Genomic DNA, 20,696 nt, shown 5'->3' on the forward strand with positions numbered 1-20,696 from the left:
CGCAGAAATTGTTGAAATGCCAGCCTCGGCTCGCGTCGTTCCGATTTCCCAAGGTCGCAAACCGATGGTCGAGATATCGAAGCTCTACAAGAGTTACGGACCAATCGAGGTACTCAAGGGCTGCGATCTCGTTGTGGAGCGCGGCGAGGTCGTGGTGATTTGCGGACCATCAGGCTCCGGGAAGAGCACTTTGATCAAATGCGTAAATGGCCTCGAGCGGTTCGATCGCGGAGCGCTGGCGGTCGATGGGGTCGCGGTCGGCGACCGTGCTTCCGACATGACGAGTTTGCGGGCGCGCATCGGCATGGTGTTCCAGCATTTCGAACTGTACCCGCATCTCACCGTGTTGCAGAACATCTGCCTCGCACAGGTTCATGTTCTGAAGCGTAGCAAGGTGGAGGCGCAAGCCAAGGCGCGCGCGCTTCTCGCTCGGGTTGGTCTTCCGGACAAGGAGGGCGCTTATCCCGCCCAGCTTTCCGGCGGGCAGCAGCAACGCGTCGCAATCGCGCGGGCGCTCGCGATGGATCCGGTGGCGATGCTGTTCGACGAACCGACTTCCGCGCTCGATCCGGAAATGATCGGGGAGGTGCTTGCCGTCATGCTCGAATTGGCGCGGGACGGCATGACCATGATCGTTGTTACTCATGAAATGGGGTTTGCGCGCAAGGCCGCTGATCGGGTGGTCTTCATGGATAAGGGGGCGATCGTCGAAACCGCGTCGACGCAGCAGTTCTTTGATGAGCCGCGGGCGGAGCGCGCAAAGCTCTTCCTCTCCCGCATTCTCTCGCAATGAAAGAGAGCCGATTATGAATTTGAGACGCCCCGAACCGGCAGACGTTCTCGACGCGCACGAACGTCTGGAGGGCATCGCCATTCGCACGCCGTTGCTTCGTTCAGACGAACTCGATGCCCGCGTGGGCGGTAAGGTCTTCTTCAAATGCGAAAATCTGCAGCGCTCCGGCGCGTTTAAGTTTCGCGGCGCCTATAATTGCCTGTCGAGGCTGGACCGCCAGGCCTATCCGGGAGGCGTGGTCGCCTATTCGACCGGGAATCACGGACAGGCGGTCGCGACCGTCGGACGGATGCTCGGCATACCCTCGACCATCGTCATGCCGTATGACGCACCTTCGGTGAAGATCGCAAAGGCGCGGGCGCAAGGGGCGCAGGTAGTGCTTTATGACCGGCGCACCGCGCGCCGCGAAGAAATTGCCGCGCGTATCGCCGATGCAAACCCGGTGGCGATCATCCCGCCCGGCGACGATCCCTTCGTGATTGCCGGACAGGGCACCGTGGCTGGCGAAGCGCTGCAGGCGTTGTCGGGAGCCAATGTGGACGTCGTGCTGGTGCCCTGCGGTGGCGGCGGTCTTGCCGCAGGCACTTGCCTTGCGGTCGAGGCGTTCCGCTCAAAAGCGGAGGTCTGGGCTGCCGAGCCGCTCGCCTTCGATGATACGAAGCGCTCTCTCGCGTCCGGACAACGCGAGAAAAACCCGCGGCTCGACGGCTCGATCTGCGACGCATTGCTGGCGCCGACGCCAGCGGTTCTTCCTTTCGCGATCAATCGAGAGCGATTGGCCCGTGTGCTGGTCGCCGATGATCGGCAGGTGCTGGAGGCGATGCGGTTTGTCTATGAGGAACTGCGGGTGGTGGTGGAGCCGGGCGGCGCCGTCGGCCTCGCCGCGCTACTGGCAAACCCTGAGGCGCTGCGCGGCCGCTCTGCCGTCGTGGTCGCGTCCGGCGGCAACGTCGATACCGGCCTGTTCATGCGGGCGCTGCAATCCGCCGGCGACCGTGTCGCGGCCTGAGTCTCATACTCACAACCCTTAAAAGTAAGGATGGAAATGTCACAGTCTCGCTTTTCGCAATCCACGCAGGCCCCGGCGCGCTTACAGCGTCTCGAACTGCCCGAGCGCGTTCCGATTGCCGGAACCAGCGCTAGGCGCGCGGACATCGCGCTGCTCGCAAAGGCGCCGCCCGATTTTCTCGACACTACGCATTTCGACACCGTGCGTTTTCCGCCGCCGCCATGGGCCGCCGAGCAGTTCGCCCGTGCCGCCCATGACGGTGCGCTGGCCTATACCGGCTATCGCGGCAACCGCGAAGTGCTCAGCGTGCTTGCCAGTTCCGTCGGGGGCTTTCTCGATCTACCGCTAGACTCTCAACAACATCTGATCCTGACGCCAGGCACCCAGGCAGGTCTGTTTGCGAGCCTGGCTTCCCTGGTCGAGGAGGGCGATCGCGTCGCCCTGATCGACCCAGATTATCTGTTCAGTGCGCGCATCCTGCGCTTCTTGGGCGCCGATATCGGGCATGTCCCACTGCGCTTCACGGCGGACGGACCGTGCCCGGATTTCGATGTGTTGGAGATGGAGTTCAAGCGCAAAGGCGCGCGCCATCTGGTTTTCTCGCACCCGAACAATCCAACCGGAGCGGTGTTCTCGGCCGACGTCATTGCGCGGATCGCCCGGCTTGCGAATACTTATGACATCACCGTTCTCGTCGACGAGCTCTATGCCCGGCTCCTTCATGACGGGCAAACCTTTCCGCACCTCGCCGCTGAACCCGAAATGTTCGCCCGCACCGTGACGTTGCTCGGACCCAGCAAGACAGAATCGCTGAGCGGTTACCGGTTGGGGGTCGTCGTAGCATCGCCGGAAATCATCAGCCGCGTGGAAAACGTCCTGTCGATCATGGCGTTACGCGCGCCCGCTTACGCCCAGCACATTCTGCTACCTTGGTTGCGGGATGACCGAGACTGGCTTGCTCAGCGGTTGAAGGAATTCACCGCGCTCAGGAAGTTAACGGTTGAAAGTCTTCGTCGCCTGCCATGGCTGAAGCTGCAGCCGCAAGCTGGCACCGCCTATGTCTGGCCGGATGTTTCCGCACTCGGTCTTTCCAGTCCCATCATCGCCGAGGCGCTATTGTGCGAGGCTGGCGTGCTGGTGAGCCCTGGTTATCAATTTGGACCCTCTTCCGGCGGGCATTTCCGCATGTGCTATGCGCGCGACGAAGCGGAGTGGGCGCTCGCGCTCGACCGAATGGTTGGGGTTCTCGACAGACTAGCGCGGCGTCACGGCCTTCCGGAACGAGCGGCATGACCGAGAGCCGCAGAGCTACCCTTCTTGGTGGTCGTGGTCAAATACGTCACCGAAAGATATCCGGGAGAACCCTCTAGGATGTCTTGGCGGTTCCCCTGTTAGACGCCCTACGTCGCTTAACGAGTAGTTCGCGTCTGAATTAAAAGAAGGCACTTAGCCGGGAAAATACTACAGCGAGTGCGGGTAGTGTTCCGCGATTCGGCTCGCGTGACGTCGATCCATTCGACGTCTGGCACCTGCGTTTGGTGGTGGTCTCGGCGAACTGGGTAATCGCGCACCGCCTCCGCTGCGTTGGCTAAGAAAAAATGTCCGAACAAGATCATCGAGCATGTCAGATAAACTGACGGCTCGATCGCCTCGAGCTCGCCGAGATCGTCGCCTGACATGTCGGAAAGATTCGCCCTTCGGAAGCACCGAGCTGTAAACGTCAACCCGCACCGCCACAATGATGTTTGCGACAACGTCCGCTTCCAGCATGACGTTCGGCGAGAGCGTTGCTGTCGCGAACGCGTGATCGAGCGCGGTACGCATTATGTTGGGAGCGGGCGGCAGGACTGTAGCGACGGGTCGAACGCAATCATGACCCAGTGGGAATTTCCATTCATGGACCTATGATGAAGTCATGAGATTGATAGTGACTTGGCGATCATGTGTTGGCCGATTTGTAGATCTCCGGCACACGATCTCGTTGCGACCTGACAAGGATGACGCCAATGAAACTGCTCCATCTCGATTCCAGCCTGCTCGGATCGCATTCGGTCAGCCGGCAGCTGTCCGCCGCCATCGTTGAGCGCCTGAAGACGGTGACGCCGGGCCTCGAGATCACCTATCGCGACCTTGCCACCAAGCCACTGGGGCACTTATCAAGTTCTCATCTCGCTGCAGCACAGGGCGTCGAGCCCGACGCGGCGACCACGCAGGATCTCGCCGTCGGGCAAACCGTATTGAATGAATTTCTCGGCTCCGACGTCGTCGTAATAGGTGCGGCAATGTACAATTTCACCATCGCAAGCCAACTCAAGGCCTGGATCGACCGCATCCTCGTCGTCGGCAAGACATTCCAATACGGCGAAAAGGGTCTCGAAGGTCTTGCAGCTAACAAGCGCGTGATCATCGCGGTGTCACGCGGCCTTCAATACGGCAGCGGCACACCGAACGCTCCTGGCGAGCATCTCGTATCCTATCTGCGTTGGATATTCGGCTACATGGGTATCGCCAACCCCGAATTCATCATTGCCGAAGGCACCCGTATAGGTCCGGAGAATCGCGAAAAATCGATCGAAAGCGCCTTGCAGGCCACGGCTGCGCTTCGCGCCGTCTAGCTGAGATGTCGGAGCGCCGGCTGCGAAGTCAGTTAGGGCTGGCTCATAAACGCACGTTCCAACTCAAGAACTGGCACGCTCCTTGGGCGGCCAAGCTACATAAACGGAAGGACAACACTTGAGCACACCGAAAGCTTACAAGAGATCGCCTGCGTTAGCCAACTCGACGTGGTACAAGGGTATTCTTACTAGCAAGATGGCGGGCGCTTCCGATAATAACCGAGAGTTTGACGTCAGTGTCATCAAGATGAGACGAGGCACCGAACCGCCACCACATGTGCATTCTCGAGAAGATGAGCTGTTCTATATCCTGTCGGGTGAGATGTGTGTGTATGTCGAGAGCGAAGTCTTCAAATTGACCGCCGGAGAATACATGTTTCTTCCTCGCGGAAAACCTCATGCGTTCTCTATTACCTCTGATGAGGGCCACTGGATATGCTTCATCACTCCTGGCGGTTTCTTTGAAGCAGTCGGCAAGATGGACGTTCCGGCATTGAAGATGGAGGTGCCCTCTGATGCCGATACTGCGACCTATGCGAATGCGGATCTCACGGAGACCATCAAGATGTTTGAGCAGTATGGACTACGTTTCCTGACTGCGGATGAGATACGCGCAGTGATGCCACAATACCCACTCTAGGTCGTTAAAATTCAAGGTACGGACCTCGTGAAGCCGACCTCGCTCTATAGCTGGCGGATGCGCTCGCCGGCGGCGGCACCAACGTCAGCTCGCCAACGGCGGCAGTCGCCGCTTCAACCTTTTCCAGACCGACGCCTTTGTGCGGCACAATGTGGGGGGCCTACATCAGTGCGGCGTTCGCTGACGGCTGGCAGGATTCACCACCACCGTGTCGGTACCCCGGCCGGTGCCAATCGGTTGCGCGCAGAGTTCAACCCCAACACATTCTCCCCGCGCGTCGAAGGCGGCCTTTGTTTTGTCACGTCGTGGGCCGGCGGCGTCGGTTCTCACCTCCTGCGCGGCGGGCTCAGTTCGCCACGTTCGATCTGCCGGCTTATGCCGAAGCCGTGCTCGCAGGCGCCAACACGTTTGCTTGCCTATGGTGGCAGCGAACTCGGCATCTGCAACGGCGCGGCACAGGCGGATGACGCGGCGCTGACCACCGCCTCCGCGAAAATGAATGGCTGAACGGCTTCTCGTTCGCCGCCACCGTTGGGGGCGAGATCTCTGACGTCGAGGCGGGGCGCGCCTTCAAGAACGCGTTTCAATACGTCTGCCAAAGACCGTCATAATGAGTTGGCATGCTGTCGCTTTCCGCCCGCGCAGGCATGACTGCAATGCAACATTGTAGAGCCGGTCCCACGTGGACATGGGTGGTGAATTCTTATGCGGCCTGTAAAAGGATTCGCCAACCGGATTTCCCTCCTGATGCTTCCATCAGCTTCCGTTGAGAGCAAAACCTCCTGGGCCGTCGCCTCGGTAGCGCTGGCGATCCTTGGGATGTCGTTCGGCGCGGGCTGGATCACCGCGGTGGCGCTCAAGGACATCGCCAGCGAAGTCGGCGGATCGCGTTCCGTTCCGGCGCTCGCCGGCGCACTGGCGTGGCTCGGCTCCGGAATCGGCGGCATCCTGATGTCGCGAATTGCCGAGCGGATTGGCACACGCTCGACGGTGATCTTTGGCTCGCTGATGATCGGCCTTGGCCTCACCATCTCGACCCTTGGGCCGCCATGGCCGCTGTGGATCGGCCACGGACTGTTTATCGGGCTGATCGGATTGGGCGGCATCAACGCTCCCTTGTACATTTACGTCAGCCGCTGGTTCGACCGCCGGCGCGGTTCGGCGCTGGCGCTGATCTCGAGCGGCACCTATGTCGCCGGAGCGTTCTGGCCGCCGATATTCGAGCAGGTGATTGCCAGCTACGGCTGGCGGCAGGCGATGCTGTGGTATACGCTCGCCGAGATCGTTGTCGTCGCTCCGCTGGCCGCAATTTACTTCCGGACGCCACCCGAATTGGTTCTACCGGCGGCGGCGTCCGGCGCCAGTTCAAACAAGGCGCGCGTCCTCGGCTGGCCGCCCAATGCCGTTTTCGTGTTGATGTGCTGCGCCGCCATACTGTGCTGCATTCCCATGGCGATGCCGCAGGGCCACCTGGTCGCCTTTTGCAGCGATCTCGGGATCAGTCGATCGATGGGCGCCCTGATGCTGTCCGTGTTGCTCGGCACCGCGTTCCTGAGCCGGCAGATCTGGGGCGTGATCTCCGATCGTATCGGCGGGCTCGCCACCGTACTGATCGGATCAGCCTGGCAGGCCGCATCGATGACGACCTTTCTGTTGACACAGAACGAAGCCGGCCTCTTCACGGTGGCTGCCGCTTTCGGGCTCGGCTTTTCCGGCATCATCCCGGCCTATGTCCTGGCGGTGCGTGAACTTTTTCCGGCATCGGAAGCCTCCTGGAGAATCCCGACGCTATTGCTGTTCAGCGGCGGAGGCATGGCCGCCGGCAGCTGGCTCGCCGGCCTGCTCTATGATCATCTCGGAAATTATGCGCCCGCGTTTGCCGTCGGCATCGGCGCCAACATTCTCAATGTACTTATCATCGGTGTGCTGGTCGGACGAAAGCCCCACCACACGGTCGCGTACAGATCCGTTCTTTAGTCGAATAGCACCGTTTGCCGTAGGGCCGCTTCTGGCGCAACCGGACGTTCGTTTGAATCTCACTGAAGAGGTAGGCAACCCATCAATTTAAGGCGGTGGCGGCATATTCGCTGCGCCAGCCACCGAGCAAGCCCGGGTTCCAATACGGAGCAACTAGCATCTCCCGCGAGTAGGTCGGTATCTGGATTTTGCTTGCGGCGCCATCGCCGAGATGCGACGCGCGCCCTCGGACAGCGACGACGCGGGATCGGGATAGCGGGCGAAACGCGTTAGAGGCCCTGGGCGGACGCGGACAGCCCGCCGTCGACAGTGACCACTGAACCGCTGGTGTAGGACGACATTGGAGAGGCGAGGAATGCGACGGTGGCGCCGATTTCCTCCACGCTTGCAGGGCGTGCCCAGGGCAGCAACGCGTCCGCATTAAACTTCTGAGTACCCTGGACGCTGGCAGCCGCCTTGAGCCGCTCGGTCGCGACGGGGCCGGGGTTCACCGCGACCACGCGAATGTTGTCCCTGTGGCTCCCGCTGCCCAGCGTTTGGCTCAGGACGATGATGGCCGCATTGCCGGCCGCGATACAGATCGCCGCCGGGCTTTTGACTATCGCACCGATGCCGGCGATGTTGACGATCGTCCCGCCGCCGCGTCCGACCATCAGCGGGTAAAAGGTGCGGCACATGTTGATGTAGCCGAACACCTTCAGGTCCCACGCAGCGCGCCACCGTGCTTCGTCGACGTCGAACAGCGACCCGCTGGGAACCGCACCAGCGTTGTTGACCAAGATGTCGATGTCGGGAAAACGCCCACCCAGCTGCTCCGCCGCACCTTGCTGCGAAAGGTCGAGATTGACGGCCGTGATCGGGCGACCGACCTTCTTACTTGCCTCGTTCTCGTCGATGTCGCGCGAGACAAGGATCAGTTCCGCGCCCTCGGCGGCGAACGCCCTGGCAATGCCCATCCCGATGCCTTTTGAGCCGCCCGTCACCAGTACTCTCTTGCCACTCAGATTCAAATTCATGATCAGCCTGCCGCGCCTTGATACTTTCGACGTCTCCATGAGCAATCATCTACAAACCTCATGACCGACATACAGGGTCCATGAATGGAATTTGCGACTGGTCCATGATTGCTGCGGTGACTCTTCAGCCGCTCGGCGTTGGAGCACACACAAACGGTTGATCAAAAGTGACTGCCGCTCTGGGACCTTATGGTATAGTCACTTTCGGCTCACCGGCAGAGTGGACTAGACCATGACCGTCGCAAAGGCCAGCAGGATTTCGCCGTTGGATTCAACCGCGGCCGAACCGTTTTATCGCCAGATCTACGATCGGTTTCGTGGCGCTATTGCGAGCGGATTGTTGAAGCCAGGTGACCGTATTCCCTCGGCACGGGCGTTGACCAGGGAATTGGGTTTGGCGAGAGGCACGATTGAAGCGGCTTACTCCTTGTTGGCTGCCGAGGGGTACATTCAAGCCCGCGGCCAGGCAGGGACCATCGTGACGCCAGGCCTCAAGCCGCAAGCGCCTGTTGCAATCCCGACGACGCAATCCAGAAGCAGCATTGCTGCGGCCAGTTTTCGTCCAGATTCGATTCTGCCGTTCCAAATGGGTTTGCCCGCACTTGATATGTTTCCCCGAAAGATCTGGGCGCGCCTCGGAGCGCGGTGTCTGCGTGCGATGCAACCATCGGACATGGTGCATCCTTCTGTATACGGCTTGCCAGCACTGCGTGCCGAGATCGCCGCATATCTCCAGGTTTCACGCGGGATCTACTGCTCCCCATCTCAGATATTCGTCACGTCGGGATATCGCCATACCATCGAGTTGATCGGTCATGCATTGTTGAAGGCGGGAGATCGCGTTTGGCTTGAAAACCCTGGATATCCGCCGACGCGAGAACTCCTGGGACACATGAATATTGCAGCCGTTCCTGTGCCGGTTGATCGGGAGGGCATCAGCGTTTCCGAGGGAATTAAGCTGGCGCCGCGGGCGCGAGCAGCTGTGGTCACGCCTGCCCATCAGAGTCCGCTGTGCGTGTCGATATCCCTGGCCCGCCGCCTGGCGCTGTTAGACTGGGCCGCGCGAAACAACGCATGGATCATTGAGGACGATTACGACGGCGAGTACCGGTATGTCAGTCGCCCTCTGCCTGCGTTGAAGAGCCTCGATTGCGGTGGGCGCGTGCTCTATGCCGGCACCTTCAGCAAAGTGCTTTTACCGAGCATTCGGCTTGCATATCTGGTCGTGCCGGAAACCCTCGTCGAGCGGTTCGAGCAGATCACTCAAGCCCTTGCAGGCGGCAGTCCCGAGCTTACGCAAGCACTCGTTGCTGCCTTCATCAGGGAAGGGCACTTCGCGCGCCATATTCAGCGGATGCGGAAACTCTACGCTGAGCGCCGGAAAGCGACTGCAGCAGGTCTGGACAGCGTGCTGGGGAAACACATGCGAATTGATTCACAGCCGGGAGGAATGCACTTGATCTTGCGGCTGCAAGGCCGACGCTCAGATCGCCGGCTTGTTGCGCGCATGCGGGAGGAGGGCCTGTACGGGGAAGCATTAACGGATTGGACGATGGGTAGTGATGGAGCCTCGGCTCTGCTTCTCAATTTCACGAATATTGATTCTCAGCGCACCGCCGAGATCTTCGGAAGGCGTATCTTGGGGCTGATATGACGGTGGCAATAGCCAGCTTTTTAGCTGACCTGGCAGGATCATGGCCTAGTACTTAAGACGGATCATGGACCTCCCAGGCACGCCTCTTCGTGACGATCTTGCTCTTGTGATCTTGAGTACGACTGTGGCGAAGGCCGAGCGCAATGGATGCCTCCCACGTCGCCGATGTGATGGGCATCAACAGAGGAAGCTGAAATGACAGGCGCGGTCCTGATTACCGGATGTTCGTCCGGCTATGGCGAAGCGGCGGCGAAACTGTTCGCCTTGCGCGGATGGAATGTTATTGCCACCATGCGCAACCCCGATCACGGCAGGAAGCTGACCGATTTGAAGAATATCCTTGTCGTTCGACTCGACGTACAGGACCGGGATAGCATCGATAAAGCGATCACTCAGGCGATCAGACATTTCGGGCGCATCGACGCAGTGGTCAACAACGCCGGCTACGGCCTGTTCAGCCCCTTTGAGCCCTCGTCGCGCGACGCCATTCAGAAACAATTTGACGTCAACGTCTTCGGCGCGATGGATGTGATCCGCTCTATCCTTCCGCATTTCCGTACCAACCGCTCTGGCACGATCATCAACATCAGCTCGGGCGCGGGTGTGTTCGGAGCCCCTATGGCATCGATATACTGCGCATCGAAATTCGCGCTCGAAGGCTTTTCAGAATCGCTGGCTTACGAGTTGGCAGATCTCGGCATCGCGGTGAAGCTCATCGAGCCGGGTGGCGCGCCGGGTACAGGTTTCATGACTCGATCCAAGGCGGAAACGGGCGGGCTTCCTATACCCGACGACTACAACGTGTTCATGGCGCACGCCGCCCAAATCTATGGAGCTTTTGCTACCAACTCCGATTCCGACGCTATCAAGAGGGTAGCGGAAGCGATCTTCGCAGCCGCGACCGACGGGACAGGCCAGCTCCGGTATATGCCGAACGACGATATCCGAGCCCTTCTGACGGCTCGACGTGAATCCTCGGAGCAGGAGTTCATCGCGCTGATGCGCGGCTTCTTCCTGCCTCGTCCGAGCAGCAACGCCTAATGGTGCCCTATGGAAAATGCAGGAGGCTCAATGCCGACCGCGCTGACTCAGGATCACGCGCGTAAGCCTTTCGTTGAAATGCGGCGGATTTTGAAAGCTGCGTTCCCGATTGCGTGCCGCTTAAAGCTCGCACCAAACCTTGCGCTAGCCGTAACGGCTGGCGAAGCAACAAAATGGATCTGCCCACATGGCATGGACACTACTGAGTCTCGCTGGCTTTCTCGAAATCGCATTCGCGTTCTGCATGAAGTGGTCTCAAGGCTTCACGCGATTGATACCTGGACTGCTTACAGTCGTCACTGGCTTGTCGAGTGTTGTTCTACTTTCACTCTCGCTCCGTACGCTGCCCCTCGGGACTGGTTACGCGGTCTGGACCGGTATCGGCGCGGCGGGCACCGCGATACTGGGAATCGCAGTTCTGGGCGACTCCGCTGCGCCGCTGAGGGTTTTCTGCATTGTTCTCATTTTGGGAGGCGTCATCGGGCTCAGGCTAGTCTCGGGAAACTGAGGATAATGGCCGGTTGTCTAACATCGTAAGTTATGTGGTGAGGTGATCATGAGCAATGAATTTGACGTCATCGTAATTGGCGCCGGACCGGTGGGACTGTGGCTTGCGTGTGAGCTGGCGCTGGCAAAAGTGAAAGTCCTCGTTCTGGAACGGCGGACCGAACGCGTCACCCAATCCCGCGCATTGACGCTCCACGGTCGAACCCTGGAGGTGTTCGCCCTGCGTGGGATCGCGGAACGCTTCCTCTCACAAGGTCGTCCGAACCCTGGGTTTTTCTTCGGAGGGTTGGATACATTGCTTGATTTCTCGACACTGGAATCGCGCTTTCCTTTCACGCTGTTCCTGCCGCAGGCGACGACTGAAAGGCTCATCGAGGAGCGTGCACTGGAGTTGGGTGTGGACATCAGGCGTGGCCACCTTGTGGAGCAGGTTGAGCAGAATGCCGACAGCGTCATCGTAGGGGGCCGGAACGGCGAGACACCATTCGGTTTTGCCGCTCACTACGCCGCTGGCGCCGATGGCGCTCGCAGTATGGTAAGGCAAGCCTTAACCATCGATTTTGTCGGTCATCCGGCACGGCATGCAATGACATTGGCAGACGTCGCGCTTGATGCGCCACCAGAGAAACCGGTCCTGACCCTCGTCAACGAGGCTGGTGGTTTGGTTCTCGCGCCACGTGGCGATGGCGTTCATCACAGAATTGGCGTCATCGACGCATCGTCACCTTATTTGGCACCGTCCGCGCCAGTATCGCTCGCCGAGGTCGCGGCTTGCGCGGCCCGCATTTTCGGCAGGGACCTCCTCCCTCGCGATCCTGTTTGGATATCGCGCTTCACAGATGAATCGCGTCTCGCCGAGTGCTATCGGAAAGGGCGGATTTTCCTAGCTGGCGATGCCGCTCACATTAACCCGCCGATGGGCGGTCAGGGCATGAACGTCGGCATCCAGGACGCCATGAATCTCGGCTGGAAACTGGCGAGTGTTATACACGGTACCGCGTCTGATGAGATACTCGACAGCTATCAGTCGGAACGTAGACCGATCGGCGAGGCGCTTCAGAACGACACGCTTGCGCAATTCGCGCTGTTTTCCGCGTTTGATCCTCCGGCATTGGCTCTGCGGCGTATGCTCAGCGGCTTTCTTCGTGTGCCGGAGGTCAACCGCCAACTCGCGGACCAACTCTCCGGCTTTGGTGTCGCCTATCCAGAACCGCTGTTTCAGGCGGAGCACAATTGGGACCATTTGAAAGGTGTGAGCGGACATCGTCTTTCCGACGGCGATCTTGTTTTGAGGGACGGCTCGCGAACGACGCTCTACCGCTATCTCCAAGAAGGTCGCTGGGTCCTGTTGCAAGTAGTCGCTACGGAGAGCGACGCAACGCCCGTCAGGGACGCAATCAACGTCGTCAGCCTGGCACCTGGCGCCAACGACGGCCTGCTCGGCAACTTCGCTTCAATGCTTGTCCGTCCGGACGGCTACGTCGCCCACGTACGCACCGTAGGCAACGCAGGCGGCATCGAGTTCGCCGCCTGATTGCCTGCGCTGGCCGTGTTCAAGGATCACGACGGTTACGCCTCTGCCCGGGGGACAACAGGACCTCGCCCGTGCAATCAATATGCGACGACACACGCATCATCGACGTTTACCACGCTTGTAGTTACCACAAACCTTTTCTGACGGGTTCAAAAGGCGGCTCGCGGCCGACCGGTCTTGGCGCGAAGCGGACCTTGTCCTGCCACATCAGCTGTTTACCGGTCATTAACCATACCGACCCATCCTGAACGTTGTGCTAGACGGCGCGATATCGGTACGTTGCCGTGGGCCTCCATGTCGCCTGCCGGCACATGGCAGGTGAAGACCAACACGTGGCGAACTGAAAGTCTGCTTTCGCTTGCTCCACATTCCAATCATAAGATTTTGCACGGGACCACGACGGGCCAAGGGACATGCGAATGGGCTTCTTACGGAAGCCATCCATGGAGTTGGGACAATGAAGGCTTTGCAGACCAGCTGCATCGTGGGTGCCGTTGCATTCATGGGATTTTATCTGGCCAGCGGAAACAGGCCGGTCGCGACGGTGCCGGATGCAATACCGGAAGCAGCAGAGAACGTAGTAGCGCCTGCGCTCTACGCGGAGGCATCGGCCAAGCTTGCAGCGGCGCTTCAGGCTGCGACTGCCTCAGTGACTTCGGCGGGTTCTGGACCGTTGACGGCCCGAGCCGAAATCGCCGACGATTCCGTCGCGCCAAAATTGGCGGCGCTGGGCGAGCAGGTTACGGCCACGCCGCTTTCTGCAGGACAAGATGCGTCCAATGATGCGCCCAAGCCGGCGCAGGCGACGCAGGATTTCCGGCACTTAATCTACTACGTTTGGTCCGAACTACCACCCGCCCATAAACCGGCAGAGATCGTCTTGCGTTCACTCAAGGACATCCCGGTCGGAACGCCAGCCGAGGAGATCAAGCGCGCTTCCGACGCTTTCGGTCTCGATTTTAATTTCATGATGGCGGTTGCAAAGATCGAGTCCGGTTTCGACCCCAATCAACGCACCGGGTCGTATATCGGACTGTTTCAGCTTAGCGAAAAGGAGTTCGGCAAATTCGGCTTTGGGCAGATTCGCAGTCCCCGGGATAATGCCATCGCGGCTGCCTACAAAGTCATTACCGAAGGCATCCTGTTCGAGTGGATCGCGCACCGGAAGCCAGACCTGAGCGATCTCTACCTGATCCATCAGCAGGGGTGGGAAGGCGCCGCCGAGCACATCAGCCAGCCCGATCGCATCGCCTGGAAATCGATGTGCGCCACCAGCGAAGGCAGAGAGAAGGGCCAAAAGTGGTGCAGACGCGCGATCTGGGGCAATACCCTTCCGGCCCTCAAGCGGGAGTGGAAATCGGTAGACAAAGTGACATCGAAGGCGTTCGTCGGCATGTGGCGCGCGCGGGTTGCCGAATTCTACACGAAATACATGGCGACCGCCGCTGCAGGGACAATCCAGTAATTCTGTTGACAGCAGGAATCCGGCGGCTGTCGGCTCGCCGAACCCGACGCGGGCGGCGATGTGCGCGTTTTGAACTCATCGAATAATGTCGGGTACAAAGCCGACATAGCGCCGTGAGTGAAGCGTGTTTTCTTCCGGGTGAAAGGCGGCCATCCCGTGAACCGGACGTCCGCCCACCGCTCCCACTAGATCTGCGTCCAAGTATGGCCGACTGGCCGCTTCTGGCGCAAAGCGGACATTCGTCCGAGCCCTAACGTCCGAAAAGTGCCAATTTCGGAAGGAGAACATCGCAGAAGGGTCGCTTCGTGCAAATGCCGGAAATAATCTCCACTCATGCTGGTATGCCTGCCTCGCCGAGAGATTCATAAAACAACTTCTTTGCGGCAGCTGGGCGGACGGGCTCAATTGGAAGTGCGTGCAGCGATATATTTGGCGCTTTTTGGAGAAGGGCCTTAGCTGCTTCCAGTCCCTCGTTTTTTCGATCCAACTGCACAAGCGATGCAGCCATAAGTGCCCTGGCTAACCACCAGTCCGGCTTTCGTTCGACTGAGAGCGTTGCCCATTTGAGCGACTGTTGGAAATCTGAAAGAATGAAATATGCGATAGAAAGTCCGGAGTAGCGAAAGAAAATACTTGGATCGCGGGGATTGAGCCGGATTGCATATTGGTTTTTTTCAATACTTTCTTCGGCTCGTCCAGCATAGGCGAGCACAGTTCCATAAGCACCGTATGCTAGTGAAAAATTTGGATTGATTTCTATCGCTCGTTTGAATGCTGCTCCCGCTTGGTCGTACTTCTCATCGAGAAAACCCAAGACTAAGCCCAGCGCCCAATTCGAATGCTCGTTATTCTCCACAATGGACAATGCTGTCTGGATCGACTCCAGAGCCTCCTTTTTCAATTTTTCTGGCTTTCGGGTGAACCCCATAAAGACTAAATGCGAATCGACGAGTGATAACAATCTATGACCTTCGGGGCTGGTTGGGTCGGCCGCAATCATCGCTCGCGCTAGTTCACCGGCTTTCGTAAGGCTTTCTCGGGTAAGGCCATAGAATTGCGGATAGGCCCTCTTTGCCATATCCCATATCTTCAAATTGGGTGTTGTGGTTCGCTCAGCAAGGCTGCCCTCTAACAGGATCATTTCGGTTTGAATGGTGGAAACTAGACTCCGGGTAATCTCGTCTTGAAGATCGAAGATATCCACTAGATCCCGGTCGTACCGTTCCGCCCATACGTGGCCGCCACCTTGTGCCTCAATAAGCTGAGCCGTGACCCGTATTCGGTTTCCTGCTCGGCGCACGCTACCTTCGAGAACGTACCTAACACCTAGCTCTCCAGCTACTTTCTTGATGTCGACTGATTGACCTTTGTAGGTGAAACTTGAATTGCGAGCGATCACCAACAGTCCTTTGATGCGCGATAATTCAGTTATGATGTCTTCGACCATGCCGTCGGCGAAATATTCCTGTTCCGGATCGCCGCTCATGTTTTGAAACGGCAACACGGCGATGGACGGTTTGTCAGGCAGAGCAAGCGCTGAAGTCTCTGAAACCGGAGTGAGTGTCGCCGCTCCTTGACCGCCAAACCTGACCCGCCACGCGCGCATTGGTTCGGCGATGTTTTTGAGGGCCTGTGGTCCAAGATCATCAAAGGCGATCTCGACCTTGCCGCGGACTTGCCGATAAGCGTCGTCAGAGATGCAAACGCCGCCGGCGTCAGCTCTGCCCTCTAGTCGAGCTGCAATATTGACGCCGTCTCCGAAGATGTCGTTGTCATCAAATATGATGTCGCCGATGTGGATACCGATGCGGAATTCGATTCGCGTATTCGGTGGCACAGACCCGTTCTGTTCGGCCATGCCCTTTTGGATTTCAACGGCACAGCGTGCCGCATCAACGGCGCTGACAAATTCAACCAACATGCCGTCGCCGGTGGTCTTGACGATGCGCCCGCGATGGGAAGCTATAGCGGGATCAACGAGGGCCTTTCTGACCGCCTTGAGCCGGGCCAGTGTGCCTTCCTCGTCGAGGCCCATGAGACGGCTATATCCGGCAACATCGGCCGCCAGAACCGCTGCTAGACGCCTTTCCGGCCGTTCCCCCGTCAAAGAATGCTCCCGATTGGTTCGGTCCAAGCATCAAAGCATATCGGGCAGCCGCCGGGCTAGGGCCGATTTCCGCTTTGGGTCATTTGCGGAAGCCGCCGCGCGCTTTTGCGAGGTCCGTTGCACCTCGATAAACGGACGACATCAGGGCGCCTCGAGAGGTCCGAAAAGTGCCAAAACCGGTAGTAACAAGCCTTATTCGATCACCTCGTCAGCGCGGGCAAGAAGGGACGCGGGGATTTCGAGACCGAGCGATTTTGCCGTCTTCAGATTGATCACAAGCGGGTATTTGGTGGGTTGCTCAACAGGAAGCTCGGCCGGTTTGGCGCCTTTCAGAATCCGATCGACATAGTGAGCCCCGCGCCGCGCCAAGGCAGGAAATTCCGGCCCGTAAGCAACTAATCCGCCCGCTTGCGCAAAGCCGCTAATGAAGGAAATCGACGGTAAGCCCGCCTGCGCTGCGAGATCAGGCAATCGGTTTGGCGGGATGGAAAGGACGGGATCACCCCATATCCACAAAGCATCTGCACCCTGGTCTTTAGCGGTGGCAACGGCGCCAGGAATTTCCCGTGCATCGTGCAGCTCGAAAAGGTCGAGCTGAAACCCGAGCTTGGCGGCGGCAGGTGGCGCCTCCCTTGGATACATCAGCCGATGGGCTTCGTTTGAAGGATTGATGAAAACCGCCACGCGTTTCGCCCGAGGCAAAGCCTCTCGAAGAATGCTGAGCGTCTTCCCGTTGAAATCGCCCGGAGCCACCGTGGCGACACCAGTCAGATTTCCGCCGGGACGGGCAAGGCTTGAGACAAGCCCCATACCGACCGGATCGGCGACGAAAAGCATTACAATTGGCAGGTCCGAGGTCGCATCCTTTGCGGCGCGCGCAGACTGAGGAGTGATGGCTACGATGAGATTAGGTTTCGATCGCACCAGTTCGGCGGCGAGCGCCGGAAGTCGGTCGAGGTGATAATCCGGGTCCTTGCGCTCGACGACGATGTTGGCCCCTTCGACCCAGCCGAGCTTACGAAGCTCATCCAAAAAAGTGTCGTTAAGATTGACGTTGCACGTAGGGGCACAAAGCATTCCGATCCGCGCCACTCTCGGCGCCGGCTGGGTTGCGGCTGCCGACGCGAAGACAAGCAGCACAACTAGGAGGACCGGCAACCTATCGGCAAATCGTCTCATTCGGATCACCGCGCCTTCTCACAGGAAGATTACGCGATCGCGAGGCCGAGCGGTTTGGCCCCGAGTCCAAGTTATAGCAGCTTCAGGGCTACCGACGGATCACAATTGTCCGGTTCGGGTCAAAGCCTGACCTCGATGGAACGTCCGCTTTTGGCGCAAAGCGGTCGTTGCGGAAAAACGGAAAAACTCCCAGTTACGACAGGACGACTACCCTGTTAACCGAAAACATTTCCCTGTTACTTGGATCAGGAAATTGCGTGCAAAACGCCTATGTCGTAGTGGTTTCTGACTATTTGCAATGTCTCAAGGCGGCCAAAATCGCCAATTTCCCTGTAAAATTCCCTGTTTGCAGGGAAAATAAGCGGAGACAGGTGCGGTCAGCACTGCGTCGCCAGCCAGCGATTCCGGCGTTCGGCGAGGCTTCCCAAGAAACGCGAGATAGGGCCGGGCATCCCGGCTTTTCGCGCATTCGATTTCGTCTCCAGACTCCCAGTTCGCCGTTCCCGGGGTGGAAGTCGCCGATGCCGGATGTTCCCGTTTTGCGGAGACTATCGGCGGAGACTGGTTTAATCACGACTGCCGCCCGGCCGTACCAGGAGTTCGAATCCTTCGCTGCGCCCGTAATTCTACGGGAATGATGTGGCCCGCAAACCACAATTGCCGTGCGAGCGCTCAACACAGTCGCTCCCGCGATTGCGGCGGACCGAACGAATCAACTAGACCGCAAACGGGGCTGGGAAGCGGAGTAGTAGTATGAGAGTCGCTTCCTTAGAAAGTATATTGACGGCGGCCACGCTGGTGTCGGCCGTCATCGTCGTGGTGTGGGGGATGAAGATTTTCTACGGCACGTAGGCGTGAACTTCTGTCCGACAAGCGACCTCCGGCCAAGAAGAGGTTCGCGGCAATGACATTACTTCCGCGGCGGCGGAAGCCTCCTTCTCGAACTGCCAAACGTTTGTAGGGCAGTATGACATACTGATCAGTTCGAAGTCTTCTTGCGAGAATTGTCAGTTCAAGAGGGCATTTTGGTTTCAACCCTCATGCATTTCAGCTCCTTTTTGATGATCGTAGCCTTGGCCGTGTTGGGCGTGCAGCTGGCCTATGCGCTGTATCAACTGGTCACGTTCGCGCTCTAATCGGAAACTGCAAGGCAGCTCTCGCTGGCCCCCAATATCGTCGGTTTTCCTGTAAAATACCCAGCAGAGAACTTGCCTGGAGACCGGTGCGATCAGCACTGCGTCGCCGGCCAGCATCAAGTGAGGGCTTTCGGCCGTGAGGACGCATCCAGCGACGACACGCTCCATTCCCTACCTTCTGGCGGCAATCGCGGCGGTAGTGCTGCTTGCGCTCCCCGCCGTCGCCGCCGACACGCCACAGCAACCGGGGCTCGCTAACGCGGCAAACGCTATTCCACCGGCAGAACTCTATCGCGCGCAAACCATCGTGACGGGGCAGGGCGAGGCAAACCGTATCCTCGGCTTCGCATCGTGCCTGGAAGACGTTCTCATCAAGGTAAGCGGCATGCTGCGGCTCGCGGGCGACCCGCGTCTCGACCCATACAAGGCCGATGCTGCGAAACTGGTTCGGGACTTTTCCTACCGCGATGAAAAGGGCGGTAAGCCGAAGAACGACGAGCAGGGCACCCGCGACCGCTCCTTCATTCTGACGGCCGAGTTCGACGAGGCTGCCATCAACGGCATGCTTGCCAAGCTGGGCGTCAAGCCATGGCTTAGCCGCCGCCCGGTGCTTGGCGTCTTCGTGGAGATGCAGCCGGGCGCGCGACGATACGTGGTTGCAGGCGACTCGAAAGAGACGGATCTGCAGCGGGCTGCCCTCCTGGCGGCCGCGGCCAAGCGGGGAATGCCCATCGTGCTGCCCGATGCCGCAGCGCTGGCCGGCCTCGGCGCCAATGAGCTTGCGCTTGCGGGCATCGCGCCCGCGAAGATCGCTGAAGCCGTGGCCGGGCGGGGCGGAGAGGGCGAGCTGATCGTGCGCCTCGTCTGGGACGATCAGGAGCTGCGGTGGAACTCGGACTGGCAGCTCGATTGGCAGGGCAGGTCGCAGCAATGGCAGCTTGCGGCTGTCACGTTCGACGAGGCGTTCCGGCAAGGCATCGGCGCTGCCGCGCAAATCCTTGCCGGGCATCAATAGCGAGCCGCTATTCGGCAAGGCTGCGGCGACGCGGATCGATGCGCGATAACGGATGATGTCGACCGAGGCGGTTACACCGCGCTCGCCGACGACGTCGTGAGCCAGGGTGCTGTCAGCCGATGGCGAAGCCAGTCAGCGCGACGAGAACACATTCTTCAACTGCACCAGGAATGTCACCAGCCATGCGCACGCAAACATGCCCGCGAGACCCAGCGCCGTTCTGCGATCAATCAAAGACAGGTTTGTCCACCACCATATCCGGTAAAGCCATAGCCCTGTCGTGGCGATGCCAAGCAAGCAGACCAGCATCTTGAGAAAGGACGAGTTCGCGACACCTAAAGCGCCAAACAAGAGCGTTGCTGGAATGAGAAACATCGTGCAGGCGGATATCAAGGTCTCGTTCATGGGTCCTCAAGACATCTACGAATCGCGAGATTACAGATGCAGTTTGCAGCAACCTGTTCGCTTCTGGAAGTGAGACCAATGCGACTGATATTGCCCGCCCACGATGCAAAAGCAGAAATTGGCACCCGAGGGCAGCCAGGGACCACGGGTGTGCTCCACTCAGCTAACTCGGATACTCCCGTTGTGAGGAGACTTTCAACGGAGACAAATTTCGATCCCACTGAGCAGTGGGCCGGCAGTGGAATCCGGCCGAAGAATTCCCTGATTATTTGACGCCTCTCAATCCGTCCTCGACTGCTTCTCAAGGTCGAGGCAGACTTCTCTTACTCACATCCGGATGAGACGCTTACTGATCACGTGTCGCCGTCGCCTCTCATGTCCGCTGGTGAGGCCGAAGCAGACTTGCTCATGGATCAGCTTGAACGTCTGCTTGTGACCCGAGCCGACATCGGCCAGACGCGTGCTCCTGCTCACGCCCTCACCAAGCGCCTCTATTCAGTCATGCTGCTGACGCAATTTCTTTCTTAGTCGGTGGGAAAGACACCTGTGGAGGACCACCCTGGTTCCCACAACGGTTCCGTCGCCAGTGTCGGCACGAAGCCG

At 59.0% G+C, this 20,696-nt stretch carries 18 protein-coding genes; 13 read left to right on the forward strand and 5 right to left on the reverse strand.

The genetic code is table 11. From position 1 onward, the window contains the following. Positions 1–64: 64 nt before the first annotated feature. The 7 genes from JQ629_RS09595 (at position 65) to JQ629_RS09625 (ending at position 7,034) form a co-directional block, all read left to right on the forward strand. The gene (locus JQ629_RS09595; RefSeq protein WP_212037970.1) at positions 65–793 is read left to right on the forward strand and encodes an amino acid ABC transporter ATP-binding protein; all 729 of its coding nucleotides are present in this window, start codon (positions 65–67) and stop codon (positions 791–793) included. Positions 794–806: 13 nt separating this feature from the next. Then, entirely contained in the window at positions 807–1,802 is a 996-nt protein-coding gene (locus JQ629_RS09600; protein WP_212412435.1) for a threonine/serine dehydratase family protein, read from the forward strand. Positions 1,803–1,832: 30 nt separating this feature from the next. After that, positions 1,833–3,095 (forward strand): aminotransferase class I/II-fold pyridoxal phosphate-dependent enzyme, encoded by a 1,263-nt coding sequence (locus JQ629_RS09605; RefSeq protein WP_212412436.1) that lies wholly within the window; start codon positions 1,833–1,835, stop codon positions 3,093–3,095. A gap of 713 nt (positions 3,096–3,808) precedes the next feature. After that, complete coding sequence (locus tag JQ629_RS09610) at positions 3,809–4,417, forward strand: FMN-dependent NADH-azoreductase (RefSeq protein WP_212412437.1); 609 nt, start codon at positions 3,809–3,811, stop codon at positions 4,415–4,417. Positions 4,418–4,535: 118 nt separating this feature from the next. Next, positions 4,536–5,057 carry a cupin domain-containing protein gene (locus JQ629_RS09615; RefSeq protein ID WP_212412438.1) on the forward strand — a complete coding sequence of 174 codons (522 nt, stop codon included), beginning with the start codon at positions 4,536–4,538 and terminating at the stop codon, positions 5,055–5,057. A gap of 168 nt (positions 5,058–5,225) precedes the next feature. Then, positions 5,226–5,564 (forward strand): hypothetical protein, encoded by a 339-nt coding sequence (locus tag JQ629_RS09620; RefSeq protein WP_249134927.1) that lies wholly within the window; start codon positions 5,226–5,228, stop codon positions 5,562–5,564. A 240-nt stretch (positions 5,565–5,804) separates the two neighbouring features. After that, positions 5,805–7,034 carry an MFS transporter gene (locus tag JQ629_RS09625; RefSeq protein WP_212412439.1) on the forward strand — a complete coding sequence of 410 codons (1,230 nt, stop codon included), beginning with the start codon at positions 5,805–5,807 and terminating at the stop codon, positions 7,032–7,034. 269 nt (positions 7,035–7,303) lie between these two features. Here JQ629_RS09625 and JQ629_RS09630 read toward each other — a convergent pair whose 3' ends face one another. Continuing rightward, on the reverse strand, positions 7,304–8,050 hold the full coding sequence (locus tag JQ629_RS09630) for a short-chain dehydrogenase/reductase (protein ID WP_212412440.1): 747 nt from the start codon (positions 8,048–8,050) through the stop codon (positions 7,304–7,306). A gap of 232 nt (positions 8,051–8,282) precedes the next feature. Here JQ629_RS09630 and pdxR point away from each other — a divergent pair, with 232 nt between their 5' ends. The 5 genes from pdxR to JQ629_RS09655 all read left to right on the forward strand — a co-directional run bounded on the left by pdxR (position 8,283) and on the right by JQ629_RS09655 (position 14,251). After that, positions 8,283–9,704 (forward strand): MocR-like pyridoxine biosynthesis transcription factor PdxR, encoded by a 1,422-nt coding sequence (gene pdxR, locus JQ629_RS09635; protein WP_212412441.1) that lies wholly within the window; start codon positions 8,283–8,285, stop codon positions 9,702–9,704. A gap of 195 nt (positions 9,705–9,899) precedes the next feature. Next, the gene (locus tag JQ629_RS09640) at positions 9,900–10,745 is read left to right on the forward strand and encodes an SDR family oxidoreductase (protein WP_212412442.1); all 846 of its coding nucleotides are present in this window, start codon (positions 9,900–9,902) and stop codon (positions 10,743–10,745) included. Between the two features lie 187 nt (positions 10,746–10,932). After that, positions 10,933–11,253 (forward strand): DMT family transporter, encoded by a 321-nt coding sequence (locus JQ629_RS09645; RefSeq protein ID WP_212037932.1) that lies wholly within the window; start codon positions 10,933–10,935, stop codon positions 11,251–11,253. A gap of 48 nt (positions 11,254–11,301) precedes the next feature. After that, positions 11,302–12,786, forward strand: a complete 1,485-nt coding sequence (locus tag JQ629_RS09650) for an FAD-dependent monooxygenase (RefSeq protein ID WP_212412443.1) — start codon at positions 11,302–11,304, stop codon at positions 12,784–12,786. A 457-nt stretch (positions 12,787–13,243) separates the two neighbouring features. Continuing rightward, complete coding sequence (locus JQ629_RS09655) at positions 13,244–14,251, forward strand: lysozyme family protein (RefSeq protein ID WP_212412444.1); 1,008 nt, start codon at positions 13,244–13,246, stop codon at positions 14,249–14,251. A gap of 331 nt (positions 14,252–14,582) precedes the next feature. On the opposite strand, the gene JQ629_RS09660 is transcribed toward JQ629_RS09655, so the two are convergent. The 3 genes from JQ629_RS09660 to JQ629_RS09670 form a co-directional block, all read right to left on the reverse strand. Then, positions 14,583–16,385, reverse strand: coding sequence for an adenylate/guanylate cyclase domain-containing protein (locus JQ629_RS09660; RefSeq protein ID WP_349631239.1), 1,803 nt, complete (start codon positions 16,383–16,385; stop codon positions 14,583–14,585). A 165-nt stretch (positions 16,386–16,550) separates the two neighbouring features. Next, on the reverse strand, positions 16,551–17,537 hold the full coding sequence (locus JQ629_RS09665; protein ID WP_212412446.1) for an ABC transporter substrate-binding protein: 987 nt from the start codon (positions 17,535–17,537) through the stop codon (positions 16,551–16,553). Between the two features lie 1,031 nt (positions 17,538–18,568). Then, positions 18,569–18,841: a hypothetical protein gene (locus JQ629_RS09670; protein ID WP_212412447.1), complete on the reverse strand. Its 273-nt coding sequence runs from the start codon at positions 18,839–18,841 to the stop codon at positions 18,569–18,571. Positions 18,842–18,872: 31 nt separating this feature from the next. On the opposite strand from JQ629_RS09670, the gene JQ629_RS09675 reads away from it, so the two are divergent. Beyond that, positions 18,873–19,688, forward strand: coding sequence for a DUF2066 domain-containing protein (locus tag JQ629_RS09675; protein ID WP_212412448.1), 816 nt, complete (start codon positions 18,873–18,875; stop codon positions 19,686–19,688). A gap of 132 nt (positions 19,689–19,820) precedes the next feature. On the opposite strand, the gene JQ629_RS09680 is transcribed toward JQ629_RS09675, so the two are convergent. Further along, a complete protein-coding gene (locus JQ629_RS09680) occupies positions 19,821–20,093 on the reverse strand; it encodes a hypothetical protein (RefSeq protein ID WP_211995841.1) in 273 nt (90 codons plus the stop codon). Positions 20,094–20,696 lie beyond the last annotated feature (603 nt).

Origin of the sequence: Bradyrhizobium sp. AUGA SZCCT0222 (assembly GCF_018130205.1) — a bacterium.
In the GTDB taxonomy this organism is placed as follows: domain Bacteria; phylum Pseudomonadota; class Alphaproteobacteria; order Rhizobiales; family Xanthobacteraceae; genus Bradyrhizobium.